This is a genomic window from Roseateles sp. P5_B10 (assembly GCF_056400485.1).
In genome coordinates, this window is record NZ_JBFULE010000010.1 from 1 (window position 1) to 16,774 (window position 16,774).

A 16,774-nucleotide genomic window follows, 5' to 3' on the forward strand; every position below is an offset into this window, starting at 1 on the left:
TCATGGTGGTGCAGGTCAGCGAGGCAGGCCGACGGCGTTGGGCAGCACGGCGCGCAGCGGCGCGGCGTCGACCAGGGTGCGGTAATCGGCAGGCTTTCTGCCGGTGGCATAGCCCTCCCGCACCGCCCAGTTCGCCTGCGACTGCAGGGTGCGCAGCAAGGCCTCGTCCAGGGACAGCTCGGCGTGGGTGCGCTGCATCGACCAGCGCGCAAAGCCGGGCTCGACGCCCAGCCGGTTCACGAAGATGGCCTCGGCCCGGCGTGGCTGGGCGCGGATGAATTCGTTGGCGCGGTGGATGGCTTTGAGGAAGCGCTCCAGGTCGGGCCGCCGCGCCTTCAGGACGCTCGTCTGGACCACGAGGTTGAAGGTCTGCTTGTAGTCCCCGGATTCGCTCAGCACGACACCGTCCACGCGCGGGCTGTGCGCCGCCGCATAGGCAAAGGGCTGGAAGACGGCCACCGCATCCACCTGGCCGGCGGCCATGGCGTCCAGCGCGCCCTCGGGCTGGATGGCGACCTGCAGGACGTTCTTGGGGTCGACATCGTTGTTGAGCAGGAAGGTGTCCAGGAAGTATTGGGCCGAGGTGCCTTTGACGACGCCGACTCGCTTGCCGACGAGGTCGCGGGCGGCCTTGATGCCCGCGCTGCGGCGGGTGACCAGTTCGACGTCGCTGGATGTGCTGGAGAAGGTCGCGATGACGGAGAAATCGGTGCGCTCGAAGGATTCGAAGGCGATGGCGGTGTCGGCAGCCGTGCCCAGGTCGGCCTGGCCTTCGGCCATCAGCTTCAGGCAGCGGCGGCCGCTGGGCGCCTCGATGGCCTTGACCGTCAGGCCTTCGGCCTCGAACAGACCTTCGGACAGGGCCACCAGCACCGGCAGCGAATGCGGCGACCGGGACACCGCCACGGTCAGCGGCGCCGCGGCGACGGTACCTGCCAGCCATGCCACCAGCAATGCCAGCAGGCGTCGTGCGTTCAAGGCGAACCTCATCGTGTGAGCGTGACCGAGCCCGGGGCGAGTGACTGCAGCGGGCGGGCGTCGATCAGCTGCTGCATGGAAGGGACCGGTTCCGTCGCCTTGCCGTCCTGGCCCAGTTGCCAGCGGATCTGGCTGAGCATCGTCGCCGGCAGCGAGGTATGCAGGGCGAGCCGGTAGTCCTGTTCGGCCATCAGGCGCTGCGCCACCGCGGCGCTGACCTTGAGGTTGGCCGCCAGGATGGCCTGGGCCTCGTTGGGCGATTCGGCGATGAAGCGCTGGGCCCGCAGCAGGGCGCGCAGGACCTTCTCGAAACGCGGCCGGTCCCGGTCGACGGCGCGGGCCTGGGCCACGATGCAGAAGTGCTGGGTGTAGACATGGGCCGAAGGCAGGCGGACCGCATCGGCGCCAAGCCGCTCCTCGATGCGGGCCGCCTCCGGCTCCCACACGACCGCCGCGGCGGCCTTGCCCTGCTGCACGAGATCGCCCAACGCGCCGGGCTCGGCGAAGCTCAGCTTGACGCGGTCGGGGTCGATGCCTTGATAGGTGAGCCAGCGGTCCAGGAAGTACTCGGCCGAGGTGCCCGCCACCGTGGCGATGCGCTTGCCGGCCATGTCCCGGCTCTCGCGCACGCCGGCGCGCCGGCTGGCGATGAGCTTGATCTGAGCGGTCGACTCGCCGATGGACGCCAGGATGGTGACGGCCGGTGTCTGCGCAGCCGTCATCGCGACGGCAAATTCGGCGCCCGCGGCGACTTCGGCGATGCAAGAGCGCAGCGCGGCCAGGCAGGCTTTGCCGCTGTTGCAGGGAATGCGTACGACGTCCAGCCCCTCGGCCTGGAACAGGTGCTGCTCGATGGCGACCAGCAGCGGCAGGGCGACCGGGCCGCTGGGCACGGCAATGCTGATCGTCGCGGCCTGCGACGGCACCGCGATCGCCGCCAGCAGCAGCGCGGTGGCCAGCCCGAGCGCCAGCCCGATGCGGCGGCGCATGGTCAGCCCGCCTGCCCGGGCAGCCCCCGGCGGAGCTGGATGGCTTCGGCGACATGGGCGCTGCCAATCGCCGCCGCTCCCGCCAGATCGGCCACCGTGCGGGCCACGCGCAGCACGCGGTGAAAGCTGCGTGCCGACCAGCCCAGGCGCTCGGCCGAGCGCTCCAGCAAAGCCTTGGCTGCGGGCTCCAGCACCGCATGTTCGGCCAGGTCCTGGGCCTGCAGCTGGGCGTTGGCCACGCCCTGGCGCGCCACGGCCCGCTCACGCGCTGCGGCGACCCGTTCCGCGACGACGGCGCTGGGCTCGCCCGGGGCCAGGTCCTGCAGGTCGCGCGGCGGCACGGCAGCCACTTCGATGAGCAGGTCGAGCCGATCGAGGAAGGGGCCGCTGAGCCGGCCCTGGTAGCGTGAGACCTGGTCCGGCGAGCAGCGGCAGGCTTTCAGGGGACTGCCCAGATGACCACAGGGGCAGGGGTTCATCGCGGCGACGAGCTGGAAGCGCGCCGGGAACTCGGCCTGGCGGGCGGCGCGCGAGATCAGGATGCGGCCGGTCTCCAGCGGCTCGCGCAGGGCTTCCAGCGCGGCGCGGGGGAATTCAGGGAGTTCATCCAGGAAGAGCACGCCGTGCTGGGCCAGCGAGATTTCGCCCGGCCGGGGCGGTGAGCCGCCGCCCACCAGCGCCACGCTCGACGCCGAGTGGTGGGGCGAGCGCAGCGGGCGCAACCCCCAGCGCGCGATGTCGAACTGGCCGGCCAGGCTGAGCACGGCGGCGGATTCCAGCGCAGCCTCGTCATCCAGCGCTGGCAGCAGCGCGGACAGGCGTTGTGCCAGCATGGACTTGCCGGTGCCGGGCGGGCCCACCATCAGCAGGCTGTGGCCGCCCGCCGCGGCGATCTCCAGCGCCCGCTTCGGGCCGGCCTGGCCCTTGATGTCGGCGAGATCGGGCAGGCCGCGTGCGGCCTCGCGGGTCAGGGCGACGGCGCGCGGCAGGGCTTCGCCGTCGGGCTGCAGGGCCGCCACCACGTCAAGAAGATGGCGGGCCTGCCGCACCACCAGGCCGTCGACGAGGGCCGCCTCAGCGGCGCTGGCCTCAGGCAGCAGCAGTTCGCGCTCGCCACCGTCCTGGCGCAGCGCCAGGGCCATGGCCAGGGCGCCGCGCACCGCGCGCACCTCGCCGGCCAGCGACAGTTCGCCAGCGCACTCGAAACGCGCGAGCCTGGCGGCATCGATCTGGCCGTTCGCGGCGAGCAGGCCCAGCGCCATCGGCAAATCGAAGCGACCCCCCTCCTTGGGCAGGTCGGCCGGGGCGAGGTTTACCGTGATGCGCTTGTTCGCTGGGAATGACAGCCCGCTGTTCTGCAACGCCGCGCGCACGCGCTCGCGGGCTTCCTTGACCTCGGTGTCTGCGAGCCCGACGACCGTGAACGACGGCAGGCCGTTGGCCAGATGGACTTCCACGGTGACCGGCGCGGCGGCGAGGCCATCGAGAGCGCGGCTGTAGACGGTGGCGAGGCTCATTGAAGGTCAGCTGGCGGGGGTAGTTGACGCTGGCGGCTGCATTGATCGTGCCGGGGGCGGGCGATCCCGGCACCGGTGCGGCTCCTGGGCTGGCGGGCCAGTCTAGCCGCCGGTCCGTCGTAAATCGGCCCGGCGCCTCTCCCAGGAATGCACCATATAAGTGCCGAGCAAGCCGCKATCAAATCCAATTTGGTGCAAATGCCTGACTTGGGGGCGCGGCCCGCCCAGATTCGTGCGGAGTGACAAGGTGTGACGCTTGGCACGGAAGCTGCAAATACCCCGCCGGATCGAATCCCACCACTTTTTTACTCAGGAGCTCCCCGCCATGAAGTTGTCCCCTTCGCTGCTCGTTCTGGCACTGGCCGCGGCCGCTCTGCCTGCGTTTGCCGATGAGCCGGCGCCAGCGCCGGACCCGTTGTCGTTCAACGTCGGCGTCGTCAGCGAATACCGCTACCGCGGCATTTCCCAGTCGCGCCTGAAGCCGGCCCTGCAAGGCGGCCTGGATTACGCCTCGCCGAGCGGTTTCTACGTCGGCGCTTGGGCGTCGACGATCAAGTGGATCAAGGACGCCGGTGGCGACGGCCAGGTCGAGGTCGACCTGTACGGTGGCTACAAGGCCGAAGTCGCCACGGGCCTGACGCTGGACGTCGGCGTGCTGCAGTACTACTACCCCAGCAACAAGCTGTCCACCAGCGCCAACACCTTCGAAATCTACGGCGCACTCAGCTACGGCCCCGTGACGGCGAAGTACTCCAACACCAACGGCACCAACCTGTTCGGCGTGCCGGGCACCAAGTACAGCGGCTACTTCGACGTGTCGGCCAATTTCGACCTGGGCGATGGCATGACGCTGACGCCGCACATCGGCCATCAGACGATGCGCCACGTGCCCGCCGGCTCCTACTCCGACTACTCGCTGACGCTGGCCAAGGACTTCTCCGGCCTGGTGCTGAGCGGCGCCGTGATCGGTACCGATGCCGACAAGAGCTTCTACGCCAGTCCCGCCAACGGCAAGTTCATGGGCAAGACCATGCTGGTTGTCGGCCTGAAGAAGACCTTCTGATTACTGGAGAGCGACATGAAATTGATCACCGCAGTCATCAAGCCCTTCAAGCTSGACGAGGTGCGTGAGGCCCTGAGCGCCATCGGCGTGCAGGGGCTGACGGTCACCGAAGTCAAGGGCTTCGGGCGCCAGAAGGGCCACACCGAGCTGTACCGCGGCGCCGAATACGTCGTCGACTTCCTGCCCAAGGTCAAGATCGAGGCCGCCGTGAACGACGACGTCGTCGAGCGCGTCATCGAGGCCATCGAGTCCTCCGCCCGCACCGGCAAGATCGGTGACGGCAAGATTTTCGTGTCGCCGCTGGATCAGGTCGTACGCATCCGCACCGGCGAAACCGGCAACGACGCGCTCTGAAGCGCGTCCATAACAACCGTTTGGAGATCACTCAAATGAAGAAACTCCTCGCCGGCCTTGCGCTTGCCGCCGGCCTGCTGGCGCCGGCCGCCTGGGCCCAGGAAGCTGCTTCGGCGCCTGCCGCCGCCGTGGCGGCCACGGCTGCTCCCGCAGCTTCCGCGGCCGATGCTGCCGCCTCCGCGCCGGCTGATGCAGCCTCTGCCCCGGCCGCTGCCGTGCCCAACAAGGGCGACACCGCCTGGATGCTGCTGTCCACGCTGCTCGTCATCATGATGACGGTGCCTGGCCTCGCGCTGTTCTACGGCGGCCTGGTGCGCAGCAAGAACATGCTGTCGGTGCTGATGCAGGTCATGGTCGGCTTCTCGCTGATCGTCGTGCTGTGGGTGCTGTACGGCTACAGCTTCGCGTTCACCGAGGGCAATGCCTTCATCGGTGGCACGGATCGCCTCTTCATGAAGGGCATCTGGGACAACGTCGCAGGCACCTTCGCCACCGGCGGCACCTTCAGCAAGGGTGTGCCGATGTACGAGATGGTGTTCGCCGTCTTCCAGGCCACCTTCGCCGGCATCACCGCCTGCCTGATCATTGGTGCCTTCGCCGAACGCATCAAGTTCTCGGCAGCCCTGGCCTTCCTGACGCTGTGGTTCACGTTCAGCTACCTGCCGATCGCCCACATGGTCTGGTTCTGGATGGGCCCTGACGCCTACTCCGCCAAGGAAGTCGCTGATGCGATGAACGCCAAGGCCGGCTATATCTGGCAAATGGGCGCGCTGGACTTCGCCGGCGGCACGGTGGTGCACATCAACGCCGCCGTTGCGGGCCTGGTGGGTGCCTTCATGATCGGCAAGCGCGTCGGCTACGGCAAGGAGCAGTTCACGCCGCACAGCCTGACGCTGACCATGGTCGGTGCCTCGCTGCTGTGGGTGGGCTGGTTCGGCTTCAACGCCGGCTCCGCACTGGAAGCCAACGGCTTCGCGGCTCTGGCCTTCATCAACACCTTCGCTGCCACGGCTGCCGCCGTGCTGGCCTGGTGCGTGGGTGAAGCGCTGCTCAAGGGCAAGGCCTCGATGCTGGGTGCTGCCTCGGGTGCCGTCGCCGGCCTCGTGGCCATCACGCCGGCCGCCGGCAACGTCGGTATCGGTGGCGGTCTCGTCATCGGCATCGTCGCCGGCTTCGCCTGCCTGTGGGGTGTGTCGGGCCTGAAGAAGCTGCTGGGTGCGGACGACTCGCTGGACGTCTTCGGCGTGCACGGTGTCGGCGGTATCGTCGGCGCGCTGCTGACCGGCGTGTTCGCCTCGCCCAACCTGGGTGGCCCCAGCGCCATGGGTGACTGGGTCACGGCGACCATGATCACGCCGGCCGACTTCTCGATCGGCGCGCAGTTCTGGATCCAGGCCAAGGCCGTCGGCATCACCATCGTCTGGTCGGGCATCGTCTCGCTGATCGCCTACAAGCTGGTCGATATGACCATCGGCCTGCGCGTCACCGAAGAGGAAGAGCGCGAAGGTCTGGACATCTCGTCGCACGGCGAGACGGCCTACCACAAGTGATCCCGGGGACCGGCGCCAAGCCGGCCCCTCTTTCACGCCAGGCCGCCCCTCGGGGCGGCTTTTTCTTGGCCCCTGCGGACCCGCCGTTATGCTGGCCCGTATGGATGTCATCACCCTCCTCGGGGCGGTGCTGGTCAACGCGCTGTTGATGAGCCTGGCGCTGGCCGTCGGCGTTGGGCTGCGCACCCGCAGCGGCTTGCAGGCCTGGCAGTTCATGCTCCTCGGCCAGGCATTCGGCTTCGGCCTGTTGATTGGCGCCACCTTTGGCGCACCGCGCCTGCTGGCGACGCTCGGGGTCATGGCGCTGAGCGGGTCGGCCTCGGCCACGGTGATCACGGCCTGTCGTTTCCTGGGGTTGAGGGCCTCACGGCGCTGGCTGCTGGGTGCGCCGCTGGGGCTGGGCGTCGTGCATGCCCTGGTCTTCAGCGACCTCGGCGTCGCCACCGGCCTGACCAACCTGACCATCGGCGCCCAGATCATCTGGGCCAGCGTGCTGCTGCTGCGCGGCGCGGGCGGCATGCGCTGGCGCTGGTTGTGCGGCGGCGCTGCGCTGGCCAACGGCGCGATGACGCTGGCCCGCGGCTGCCTGGCGCTGGGCTGGCCCGAGATCTATCCGCGCTTTCTCACGCCCAATCCGCTCAACATCGGCTCGATGATGCTGCTCAACGCCAGCCTCGTGCTCGGCACCATGGGCTTTTTGCTGGCTCATCGTGACGCGGCCGAGCAGGCCCTGGTGCGGCTGGCCTCGCTGGACACGTTGACCGGCCTGCTGAACCGCCGCGAATGGATGAACCGCGCCGGCCGGGCGCTGGGGATCGGCGCCACGAGGGAGGCGGCTCCCGTGCTGATGATGCTGGACCTGGATCACTTCAAGCGCGTCAACGACGAACGCGGCCACCCGGTCGGCGATGAGGTGCTCAAGCTCACCGGCGAGGTGCTGCGCGGCGAACTGCGCGCCAGCGACCTGGTCGGCCGCTACGGCGGCGAGGAGTTCTGCCTGCTGCTGCAGCACTGCGAGCCCGAGGCCTTCGGCCGGTTGGACTCGCGCCTGCACATGGCACTGACGCGACGCTGTGAGGCGAGCCTGGGCTTCGTCGTCGACTTCAGTGCCGGCGCCGTGCGCGTCCAGCCCGGCGAGGCCCTGGCCGCTGCCATCAAGCGGGCCGACGATGAGCTCTACCGGGCCAAGCACGCCGGGCGCGGGCGCACCTCCTGCGCGGGCGGCGTCTTGTGATCCGTCCGGTCGCCCCCAGGTGGGTCGACCTGCAGAAGCTGCAAACGAACACCGCACGCCCGCTCATCTCGCCGCAACGCCGCCACTCGGCGTTGCAAAACTTGCCGTAGCCCCCAGCTACGGCGGCGTTTTGCGCCTTGATTGGCGACGCTGCGGCGGTCTGCTCGGCCGCGCAGAGTCCATTCACAGCTTCTGAGATCATTCGGCCATGGTTCCCCATCTGATCACCGCCCTCAACGGCCCCATCAATGAGCTGGAGGCCCGCATCCTGGAATCCATGCCGGCCACGGAACGCTGGTTCAGGCTGGAATGGATGGAGCACACGCCGACCTTCTACGCCTCGGTGGACCTGCGCAATGCCGGCTTCAAGCTGGCGCCGGTCGACACCAACCTCTTCCCCGGCGGCTTCAACCACCTCACGGCCCAGATGCTGCCCCAGGCCGTGCAGGCCGCCATGGCGGCCATCGAGAAGATCTGCCCCGAGGCGCGCAACCTGCTGGTCATTCCCGAGACCGGTGCGCAGTGCAGCTTCTACCTGGACAACCTCGCCACGCTGGCCCGCATCTTCACGCAGGCCGGCCTGAACGTGCGCTTCGGCACGCTGGACACCAGCGTCACCGGGCCCACCGAGCTGCGCATGCAAAACGGCGAGACCCTGGTCGTCGAGCCCCTGGTGCGCAAGCGTGGCCGGCTGATGCTCAAGGGCTTCGACCCCTGCACCATCCTGCTCAACAACGACCTCTCGGCCGGCACGCCGCCGCAGCTGATGGGCTTGCATGAGCAATACCTGCTGCCGCCGCTGCATGCCGGCTGGACGGTGCGGCGCAAGAGCCAGCATTTCCGCGCCTATGAGGAAGTGGCCAAGCGCTTCGGCAAGCTGCTGGGCATGGACCCCTGGCTGATCACGCCCATGTCCAGCAGTGTCGACCTGCACGGCAAGAAGGGCCTGGAGGCGCTGCAGACGGCGGCCGACGCCCAGCTGACCAAGGTGCGCCGCAAGTACAAGGAATATGGCATCAACGAGAAGCCCTTCGTCATCATCAAGAGCGACGTGGGCAGCTATGGCAAGGGCGTCATGACCGTGCGCGACGCCAAGGACATCGAGGGTCTGGCTGCAGCGCTGCCCGAGAACCTCGGCCAGGAGGTCATCGTGCAGGAGGGCGTGCCCACCCACGAGCGCGTGCACGAGGCCGTGGCCGAACCGGTCGTTTACATGATGGATCGCTACGTCGTCGGCGGCTACTACCGCGTGCATGCCCACCGCGGCATCGACGAGAGCCTCAATGCCCCGGGCGCCAGCTATGTGCCGCTGGCCTTCGCCGACTCACCTCATCTGCCCCGCCCCGGCGAGAAGCCCGGCGCCAGCGCTCCCAATCGCTTCTACATGTACGGCGTCATCGGCAGGCTGGCCATGCTGGCGGCCAGCTATGAGCTGGAGGCGACCGATCCGCAGGCGGAGGCGGAAGCCGCCTGAGCGGGCAACTTTCGGCAGGGCGCGGCCTTTGATCTAGGCTGGCGGTTTCGCGCAAACCGCTGCCCCAGATGAAGATCTACCGCCTCGCCGCCCTCGTTCTGTCCCTTCAGTTGGCCGGCCTTGCCGGTGCCGCACCGCATTCCGGCCTCGACCTCGCCGGCATCGACCGCGCCGTGCGCCCGCAGGACGACCTGTTCCGCGCCGGCAACGGCCATTGGCTGTCCACCACCGAGATCCCGGCCGACAAGTCCTCCTTCGGCATGGTGGCCCAGCTGCGCGACCTGTCCGACCAGCGCGTGCGCGCCCTCGTCGAGGGAGCGGCCCAGGCCAAGCCCGGTTCGGCGGAACACAAGATCGGCGCCTATTACGCCGGGTTCATGGACACCGCGGCCATCGACAAGGCCGGCATGGCGCCGATGAAGCCCATGCTGGACAGCATCGCCGCCCTCCAGACCCGCCAGCAGCTCGCCGCCTGGCTGGGGCGCCAAAACGGCGTCATCGACCAGCCGCTGACGATGGTCGTCGATGCCGACTTCAAGCAGCCCGGCATCAACCGCCTGACGCTGAACCAGACCGGCCTGGGCCTGCCGAACCGCGACTACTACCTGAAGGACGACGCCCGCACGGCCGCCGCCCGCACGGCCTACCAGACCTATCTGCAGGTGCTGGCCGGCGCGGCCGGTCTGCCGGAAGGCGCCGCTGCACGCGCTTACGCCTTCGAGCAGCGTCTGGCCGAAGCCCAGTGGCCGGCCGAGGACAACCGCGACCCGCAGAAGATCTACAACCCGATGACGCCGGCGGAACTGGCCGCCAAGGCGCCGGGCCTGGACTGGGCGGCCCTGCTGGCGGCCGCCGGCGTGCCGGCGCCCGACCGTGTCATCGTGGCCCAGCCCAGCTATGCCGCGGCCGCCGCCCAACTGATGGCCGAGGCGCCGCTGGAGGATGTGCGCGCCTATCTCGCCCTGCGCGCGCTGGATCTGGGCGCCGATGTGCTGCCCCAGCCGCTGCGGGAGGCCCGCTTCGCCTTCCGTGGCACCGCGCTGAGCGGTGCCAAGACCGAGCAGCCACGCTGGCAGCAGGCCGTGGCCGACCTGAACAACGCGCTGGGCGAGGCGGTCGGCGAGGCCTATGTGAAGCGCAACTTCCAGGCCGCCGACAAGGCCCGCATGCTCAAGCTGGTCAACAACCTGATGGCCGCCTATGGCGAGTCCATCGACGGCCTGGGCTGGATGACGCCCGCCACCAAGGCCAAGGCCAAGGACAAGCTCTCCAAATACCTGGTCAAGATCGGCTACCCCGATGTCTGGCGCAGTTATGCCGCGCTGGACGTGAAGGTGGGAGATCCGCTGGGCAACCGCCAGCGCGCCGCGCAGTTCGAATGGCAGCGCCAGGTGGCCAAGGCCGGCAAGCCGGTGGACAAGCGCGAATGGGGCATGACGCCCCAGACCGTCAACGCCTACTACAACCCGACCTTCAACGAGATCGTCTTCCCGGCCGCCGTGCTGCAGCCGCCGCTGTACAACACCCGCGCCGACGACGCGGTCAACTACGGCGCCATCGGGGCCGTCATCGGCCACGAGATCAGCCATGGCTTCGACGACGAGGGCAGCCAGTTCGACGGCGACGGGGCGCTGGCCAACTGGTGGACCGATGCCGACCGCCAGGCTTTCGAGAAGGTCGGCGAGCGCCTGGTGGCCCAATACGCCGCCTACGAGCCCATTGCGGGCAAGCATGTGAACGGCAAGCTGACGCTGGGCGAGAACATGGCCGACCTGTCCGGCCTGCAGATCGCCTACAAGGCCTGGCTGCGCTCGCTGGGCGGCAAGCCGGCGCCGGTCATCGACGGCCTGACCGGCCCGCAGCGCTTCTTCATGGGTTGGTCGCAGGCCTGGCGCGAAAAGATGCGCGAGCCGCGCCGCCTGCAGCAGCTGACGGCCGACCCGCATTCGCCGGCAGAATTCCGCGCCAATGGCGCCGCCGTCAACCACGACGGCTTCCACGAGGCCTTCAAGACCCAGGCCGGCGACGGGATGTTCAAGCCCGCGGAGGCGCGCATCCGCATCTGGTGAGAGGGTCGCCCGCGCTTACGCCTGCAGAGGGGCAGGCGTCAAGCCTCGGAACCATGGTTTTGCTGCGCTGCACAAAAACCCAAAACCGGGCGCAGAATCCCCTCTTTCGAACAACAAAAGCCACTGCTCAAGCCAGTGGCCTTCGCGAAGTGAGTTCTTCTCATGCGGCCCGCAGCCCCTCGGCGCTGGCGGGTCTGACCCTCGGGGCCCTCGGAGTGGTCTATGGCGACATCGGCACCAGCCCGCTGTATGCCCTCAAAGAAGTCTTCCATGGCGGTCATGTCAGCACGACGCCCGAGAACATCCTTGGCGTGCTGTCCCTGCTGTTCTGGACGCTGACCGTCGTCGTCTCGATCAAGTATGTGCTGCTGATCCTGCGCGCCGACAACAACGGTGAGGGCGGCCTCATCGCCATGCTGGCGCTGGCCACCAATGCCGTGAACGACAAGCCGCCGCTGCGCCGCACGCTGATGCTGGTCGGCCTGTTCGGCACGGCCATCTTCTTCGGCGACGCCGTCATCACGCCGGCCATGACGGTGCTGGGCGCCGTCGAGGGCATCGACGTCTATGAGCCGCATCTGCACGACGCCATCCTGCCGATCACGCTGATCGTCATGGTCGGCCTGTTCGCCGTGCAGCGCTTTGGCACCGGCGGCATCGGCAAGGCCTTCGGGCCCATCATGATGCTGTGGTTCCTGACGCTGGTGGCGCTGGGCCTGCCGCACATCTTCGAGAACCCGCGCGTGCTGGCGGCCGTCAATCCCGTCTATGCGCTGCACTTCTGCCTCGAATACCGCTGGGTCGCCTTTGTCGCCCTGGGCGCCGTCGTGCTCGTCGTCACCGGCGGCGAGGCTCTCTATGCCGACCTGGGCCATTTCGGCAAGAAGCCCATCCGCATCGCCTGGTATGGCGTCGTCATGCCGGCCCTGGTGATCAACTATTTCGGCCAGGGCGCCATGCTGCTGGACAACCCCGAAGGCGTGAAGAACCCTTTCTTCCTGCTGGCGCCGGGCTGGGCCGAGATTCCCCTCTTCCTGCTTGCCACTGGCGCGGCCATCGTTGCGTCGCAGGCCCTGATCACGGCGGCCTTCTCGGTCACCAAGCAGGCCATCCAGCTCGGCATCCTGCCGCGGCTGCGCGTGCTGCACACCAGCGTGCGCGACATCGGCCAGATCTACGTGCCCTTCATCAACTGGGGCCTGTTCAGCCTGGTGATCCTGGCCGTCGTCTTCTTCGGCTCGTCCACCAAGCTGGCCGGGGCCTACGGCGTGGCCGTCACCATCGACATGACGATCACCACGGTGATGACCTTCTTCGTCATCCGCTACGGCTGGAAATACCCGCTGGCGCTGTGCATCGCGGCCACGGGCATCTTCTTCCTCATCGACGTCACCTTCCTCGCGTCCAACCTGCTCAAGGTTGCCGCCGGCGGTTGGTTCCCGCTCTTGATCGGTATCGGCATGTTCACGCTGATGCTGACCTGGAAGCAGGGCCGCAAGCAGCTGTCCGACAAGCTGCGCGAGGACGCCATCGAGCTGGACACCTTCCTCGACGCCGTCTTCATCAACCCGCCGACCCGCGTGGCCGGTACGGCCGTCTTCCTGTCGTCCGAGAAGGGCTCCACGCCCAACGCGCTGCTGCATAACCTCAAGCACAACAAGGTGCTGCACGAGCAGAACGTCTTCGTCACCGTCAAGCACCATGAGGTGCCCTGGGTCGGCTTCGAGAAGCGCTGCGAGGTTGAGGCCCTGGGGCACTGCTGCTGGCAGGTGGCCCTGCACTTCGGCTTCAAGAACGAGCCCGACGTGCCCGAGGCCCTGGCCCTGCTGAAGAAGCATGGCGTGCAGCTCGACGAGATGGAGACCAGCTACTTCCTGAGCCGCGACATCGTCATCCCGACCATCGGCTCGGGCATGGCGCTGTGGCGCGAGAAGCTGTTCGCCAGCATGCACCGCAACGCGGCCGCGGCGGCCGACTTCCTGCACCTGCCAACCAACCGCATCGTCGAGCTGGGCTCGAAAGTCGAAATCTGATGTCTGCGGCGCTGCCGGAGCGCCGCCTAGGTGCCCGGCACGCGGGCGCGCTGTGCGTCGGCATGGTGGTTGGCGCCGGCATCTTCAAGACCTCGCCCATGGTGGCGCAGTCCCTGCCCGACGCGGGGCAGCTCTATCTGGCCTGGGCCCTGGGCGGCGTGCTGTCCTTTGTCGGCGCGCTGTGCTTTGCCGAGCTGGCTTCGGCATTCCCCGATGCCGGCGGCGACTATCACTTCCTGCGCCGGGCTTTTGGCCGGCGGCTGGGCTTCCTGTTCGCCTGGTCGCGCTTCGCTGTCATCCACACCGGCTCGATGGCGCTGCTGGGTTTCGTCTTCGGCGACTATCTCGCACAGGTGGTCGATCTGAGCCCCTGGCTGGGCACGCATGCCAGCGCATTGCTGGCGGCCGCGCTGATCGTGCTGCTGACCGGGCTGAACCTGCTGGGCGTGCGCGTGGGCCTGGGCACGCAGCTGGGCCTGACGACGCTGGTGATTGCCGGCCTGCTACTGCTTGGCTTCGCGGCCGGCGCGCAGCAGCTCGGCGGTCGGCCGCCCGCGACGCAAGGCGCGGCCACCCTGGAGACCAACTGGGGCACGGCCATGGTCTTCGTCTTCCTGGCCTATGGCGGCTGGAGCGACGCGGCGACGCTGTCGGCTGAAATGCGCGACGAGAAGCGCGGCATCGTCCGTGCGCTGCTGCTGGGCTTGAGCGTGGTGATGGTCCTCTACCTGCTCGCCAACTGGGCCTATGTGCGCGTGCTGGGCCTGCCCGGGCTGGCGCGCAGCGAGGCGCCGGCCGCCGAGCTGATGCGCCTTGCCCTTGGCCGTGGTGCCGAGTTGCTGATGGTGGGTGTGGTCACGTTGACCGCGCTGTCGGTCATGAACGCCATCCTGATCGCCGGCCCGCGCACCACCTATGCCGCGGCGCGCGATCTCGCGGCCGAGTGGCGGCTGGCGCACTGGAACGCGCGCCGCGSCACGCCCAGTGCGGCCGTCGTCGCGACATCGGCCGTGGCTCTGTTGCTCGTCGGCCTTGGCGACCTGACGCGTGGTGGTTTCTCGACCATGGTGGACTATCTGTCGCCGGTCTACTGGTTCTTCCTGGTGCTCAGCGGCCTGGCGCTGATCGTGCTGCGCCGCCGCGAGCCCGAGCGGCTGCGACCGTTTCGCGTGCCGCTGTACCCGTGGCTGCCCCTGCTGTTCAGCGCCTGCAGCAGCTATGTGCTGTGGTCCAGCCTGGTCTATGTGAAGGCCGGCGCCATCGTCGGCGTGGTCGTGCTGGCGGTGGGCGCGGTGCTGCTTTGGTGGCGAGGCACCTAGCCGCAGAGCAGCCGGCGCTCGATGCGCCCGTCATGCACATGCACGACCTCGCCCTTGGCCAGCGGCTGCCAGGCCTCGGCGTCGTCGCCCAGCGGCTCCGACGCAATCGCCCAGCCGCCCGGCTGGGGCTTGAGATAGAGGCTGGGCGGCTTGTCGTCGCTGGCCCAGCGCACCGCCCAGAGCTGCTCGCCATCGGCCAGTGCCGCCGAGAAGCGCAGCGGCGTGGTGATGCCGCGCGCCCCCATTTCGTCCACCGTGTCCAGCAGCACCTGGCGCGTCGCTGCCTCCACCGTGGCGCCGGCCTTCACGCGGCCCATGATGAGCAGGAAGAGCAGCTCCGAATCCGTCGCGCCGCGCTTCAGGTCGTAGAGCTCGTCGCTCAGCTGCGTCTCCATCACCCGGCGCAGGCGCGGGAAGTCGCCGATCTGGCCGTTGTGGATGAAGAGATAGCGGTCCAGATGAAAGGGATGGCAGTTCTGCCTGGAGACGCCGCCCCCGGTCGCCGCCCGCACATGGGCCATGAAGAGGTGGGAGCGCACATTGGCGCACAGGGCCATCAGGTTGTCGTCGCTCCAGGCCGGCATCACCTCGCGGTAGACGCCCGGCGTGTCGCGCTCGCCATACCAGCCGATGCCGAAGCCGTCACCATTGGTGACCGACTTGGCCTCCGAAGCCTGCAGGCTCTGGCGCACCAGCGAATGGCGCGGCTTGYAGACCAGGTCTTCCAGAAAGATCGCGTCGCCCGAGTAGGCGAGGAAACGGCACATCGACAGATCTCCTCAGGTCACATCATGCCTCGGCTGTATTCGGGCCGAGCGCCGGGCCGCCCCAAGCCGGCCCGCCTGTGGCTGCACGCGGCTCGATGCCGCGGGCGGCCTCGTCCCCGCGGGGGACCGGTCAGGCGCGCCCGCGTCCAGCGGCGCGAGCCTGGCCGAGGGGCTCAACTTATGCTGGCCGCATGACACGCTTGCTGCAAGACTTTTCGCCCTCGACCGTTGTTGCCGGCTTCGTTGCGGTGCTGGTGGGCTACACCAGCTCGGTGGCCATCATCTTCCAGGCCACCGTGGCACTGGGCGCCACGCAGGCCCAGACCGCCTCCTGGCTGTGGGCCCTGGGCCTGGGCATGGGCGTCACCAGCATCGCCTTGAGCTTGTGGACCCGCCAACCGGTGCTGACGGCATGGTCCACGCCGGGCGCGGCCCTGCTCGCGTCCACTTCGGGCCTGGACATGCCCGAGGCGGTCGGCGCCTTCATCGTCTGCGGCCTGCTCATTGCCTGGGCCGGCGCCAGTGGCTGGTTCGAGAGGCTGATGGACCGCATCCCCGTGGCCGTCGCCTCGGCGCTGCTGGCCGGCGTGCTGGCCCGTTTCGGCCTGGACGCGGTGACCAGCGCCAAGACCGCGCCGGAGCTCGTCCTGGCGATGGCCGCCGCCTATCTGCTGGGGCGGCGCCTGTGGCCGCGCTATGCCGTGCCCGGCGTGCTGATCGCCGGCGTCATCGTCGCCCTGGTCCAGGGCCGGCTCAGCTTCCTCGGCATCGACACGGGCCAGATCTTCGTCATGCCGGTCTGGACCGCGCCCGAGTTCACCTGGCATGCCGCCATCGGCGTGGCCCTGCCGCTGTTCATCGTCACCATGGCCTCGCAGAACCTGCCCGGCGTCGCCGCTCAGCGGGCCAGTGGCTATGCGACGCCGGTGTCCGCTTCCATCGCCGTGACCGGCGCGGCGACGACGCTGCTGGCGCCCTTTGGCGGCTATGCCTTCAACCTGGCCGCCATCACGGCCGCCATCTGCATGGGCCGCGAGGCGCATGAAGACCCGGCGCGGCGTTACACCGCCGCCATTGCCGCCGGCTTTTTCTATGTGACCGTCGGCCTGGCGGGCGGCGCCGTCGCCATGCTGCTGGCCGCCTTTCCGCGCGAACTCGTCGCGGCCATCGCCGGCCTGGCTCTGCTGGGCACCATCGCCGGCGCGCTCGCCACCTCGCTGAAGGACGAGGCCCACCGCGACGCGGCCATCCTGACCTTCCTGGTCTGCCTGTCCGGCATCAGTGTCTTCGGCATCGGCGCGGCCTTCTGGGGTGTGGTGGCGGGCGGCATCGCGACGCTCGCCGCGACCTTCCGCCGCACTCGGCCTTAGGTGGGCGAGGCGGGCGGCCCTGTGCAACACTGGCCGGATTGCACAGGCCCCCTCGAT

13 protein-coding genes are annotated in these 16,774 nt (G+C 68.8%); 9 read left to right on the plus strand and 4 right to left on the minus strand.

The window, feature by feature from the left end; genetic code table 11:
* Positions 1–15 precede the first annotated feature (15 nt).
* From AC1DU6_RS01810 to AC1DU6_RS01820, 3 genes are read right to left on the minus strand one after another with little or no spacing between them, the layout of a single operon-like run.
* Positions 16–978 carry an ABC transporter substrate-binding protein gene (locus AC1DU6_RS01810; RefSeq protein WP_457320162.1) on the minus strand — a complete coding sequence of 321 codons (963 nt, stop codon included), beginning with the start codon at positions 976–978 and terminating at the stop codon, positions 16–18.
* An 8-nt stretch (positions 979–986) separates the two neighbouring features.
* Positions 987–1,967, minus strand: coding sequence for an ABC transporter substrate-binding protein (locus tag AC1DU6_RS01815; protein WP_477855943.1), 981 nt, complete (start codon positions 1,965–1,967; stop codon positions 987–989).
* Positions 1,968–1,969: 2 nt separating this feature from the next.
* Entirely contained in the window at positions 1,970–3,484 is a 1,515-nt protein-coding gene (locus tag AC1DU6_RS01820) for a YifB family Mg chelatase-like AAA ATPase (RefSeq protein WP_457320166.1), read from the minus strand.
* Between the two features lie 325 nt (positions 3,485–3,809).
* On the opposite strand from AC1DU6_RS01820, the gene AC1DU6_RS01825 reads away from it, so the two are divergent.
* From AC1DU6_RS01825 to AC1DU6_RS01860, 8 genes are all read left to right on the plus strand, one after another.
* Positions 3,810–4,547 (plus strand): TorF family putative porin, encoded by a 738-nt coding sequence (locus AC1DU6_RS01825; protein WP_457320168.1) that lies wholly within the window; start codon positions 3,810–3,812, stop codon positions 4,545–4,547.
* 15 nt (positions 4,548–4,562) lie between these two features.
* Positions 4,563–4,901 (plus strand): P-II family nitrogen regulator, encoded by a 339-nt coding sequence (gene glnK / locus AC1DU6_RS01830; RefSeq protein ID WP_056192325.1) that lies wholly within the window; start codon positions 4,563–4,565, stop codon positions 4,899–4,901.
* A 35-nt stretch (positions 4,902–4,936) separates the two neighbouring features.
* On the plus strand, positions 4,937–6,451 hold the full coding sequence (gene amt, locus AC1DU6_RS01835) for an ammonium transporter (RefSeq protein ID WP_457320170.1): 1,515 nt from the start codon (positions 4,937–4,939) through the stop codon (positions 6,449–6,451).
* 88 nt (positions 6,452–6,539) lie between these two features.
* A complete protein-coding gene (locus AC1DU6_RS01840; protein WP_477855944.1) occupies positions 6,540–7,685 on the plus strand; it encodes a GGDEF domain-containing protein in 1,146 nt (381 codons plus the stop codon).
* Between the two features lie 208 nt (positions 7,686–7,893).
* Complete coding sequence (gene gshA, locus AC1DU6_RS01845) at positions 7,894–9,159, plus strand: glutamate--cysteine ligase (RefSeq protein ID WP_457320173.1); 1,266 nt, start codon at positions 7,894–7,896, stop codon at positions 9,157–9,159.
* A 68-nt stretch (positions 9,160–9,227) separates the two neighbouring features.
* On the plus strand, positions 9,228–11,228 hold the full coding sequence (locus AC1DU6_RS01850) for a M13 family metallopeptidase (RefSeq protein WP_457320175.1): 2,001 nt from the start codon (positions 9,228–9,230) through the stop codon (positions 11,226–11,228).
* Positions 11,229–11,377: 149 nt separating this feature from the next.
* Complete coding sequence (locus AC1DU6_RS01855) at positions 11,378–13,261, plus strand: potassium transporter Kup (protein WP_056192339.1); 1,884 nt, start codon at positions 11,378–11,380, stop codon at positions 13,259–13,261.
* A complete protein-coding gene (locus AC1DU6_RS01860; RefSeq protein WP_477855945.1) occupies positions 13,261–14,580 on the plus strand; it encodes an APC family permease in 1,320 nt (439 codons plus the stop codon). The genes AC1DU6_RS01855 and AC1DU6_RS01860 overlap by 1 nt, the downstream gene beginning before the upstream one ends.
* Here AC1DU6_RS01860 and AC1DU6_RS01865 read toward each other — a convergent pair.
* Positions 14,577–15,347 carry a class II glutamine amidotransferase gene (locus tag AC1DU6_RS01865; RefSeq protein ID WP_477855946.1) on the minus strand — a complete coding sequence of 257 codons (771 nt, stop codon included), beginning with the start codon at positions 15,345–15,347 and terminating at the stop codon, positions 14,577–14,579. The two genes, AC1DU6_RS01860 and AC1DU6_RS01865, sit on opposite strands and share 4 nt — an antisense overlap.
* A 191-nt stretch (positions 15,348–15,538) precedes the next feature.
* On the opposite strand from AC1DU6_RS01865, the gene AC1DU6_RS01870 reads away from it, so the two are divergent.
* Positions 15,539–16,717 (plus strand): benzoate/H(+) symporter BenE family transporter, encoded by a 1,179-nt coding sequence (locus AC1DU6_RS01870; protein WP_457320180.1) that lies wholly within the window; start codon positions 15,539–15,541, stop codon positions 16,715–16,717.
* Positions 16,718–16,774 lie beyond the last annotated feature (57 nt).

Excerpts from the sequence above, each read along its gene's own strand:
- AC1DU6_RS01815 (WP_477855943.1), bottom strand. The coding sequence starts at position 1,967 with ATGCGCCGCCGCATCGGGCTGGCGCTCGGGCTGGCCACCGCGCTGCTG.
- AC1DU6_RS01820 (WP_457320166.1), bottom strand. The coding sequence starts at position 3,484 with ATGAGCCTCGCCACCGTCTACAGCCGCGCTCTCGATGGCCTCGCCGCC.
- AC1DU6_RS01825 (WP_457320168.1), top strand. The coding sequence starts at position 3,810 with ATGAAGTTGTCCCCTTCGCTGCTCGTTCTGGCACTGGCCGCGGCCGCT.
- amt (WP_457320170.1), top strand. The coding sequence starts at position 4,937 with ATGAAGAAACTCCTCGCCGGCCTTGCGCTTGCCGCCGGCCTGCTGGCG.
- AC1DU6_RS01840 (WP_477855944.1), top strand. The coding sequence starts at position 6,540 with ATGCTGGCCCGTATGGATGTCATCACCCTCCTCGGGGCGGTGCTGGTC.
- gshA (WP_457320173.1), top strand. The coding sequence starts at position 7,894 with ATGGTTCCCCATCTGATCACCGCCCTCAACGGCCCCATCAATGAGCTG.
- AC1DU6_RS01850 (WP_457320175.1), top strand. The coding sequence starts at position 9,228 with ATGAAGATCTACCGCCTCGCCGCCCTCGTTCTGTCCCTTCAGTTGGCC.
- AC1DU6_RS01870 (WP_457320180.1), top strand. The coding sequence starts at position 15,539 with ATGACACGCTTGCTGCAAGACTTTTCGCCCTCGACCGTTGTTGCCGGC.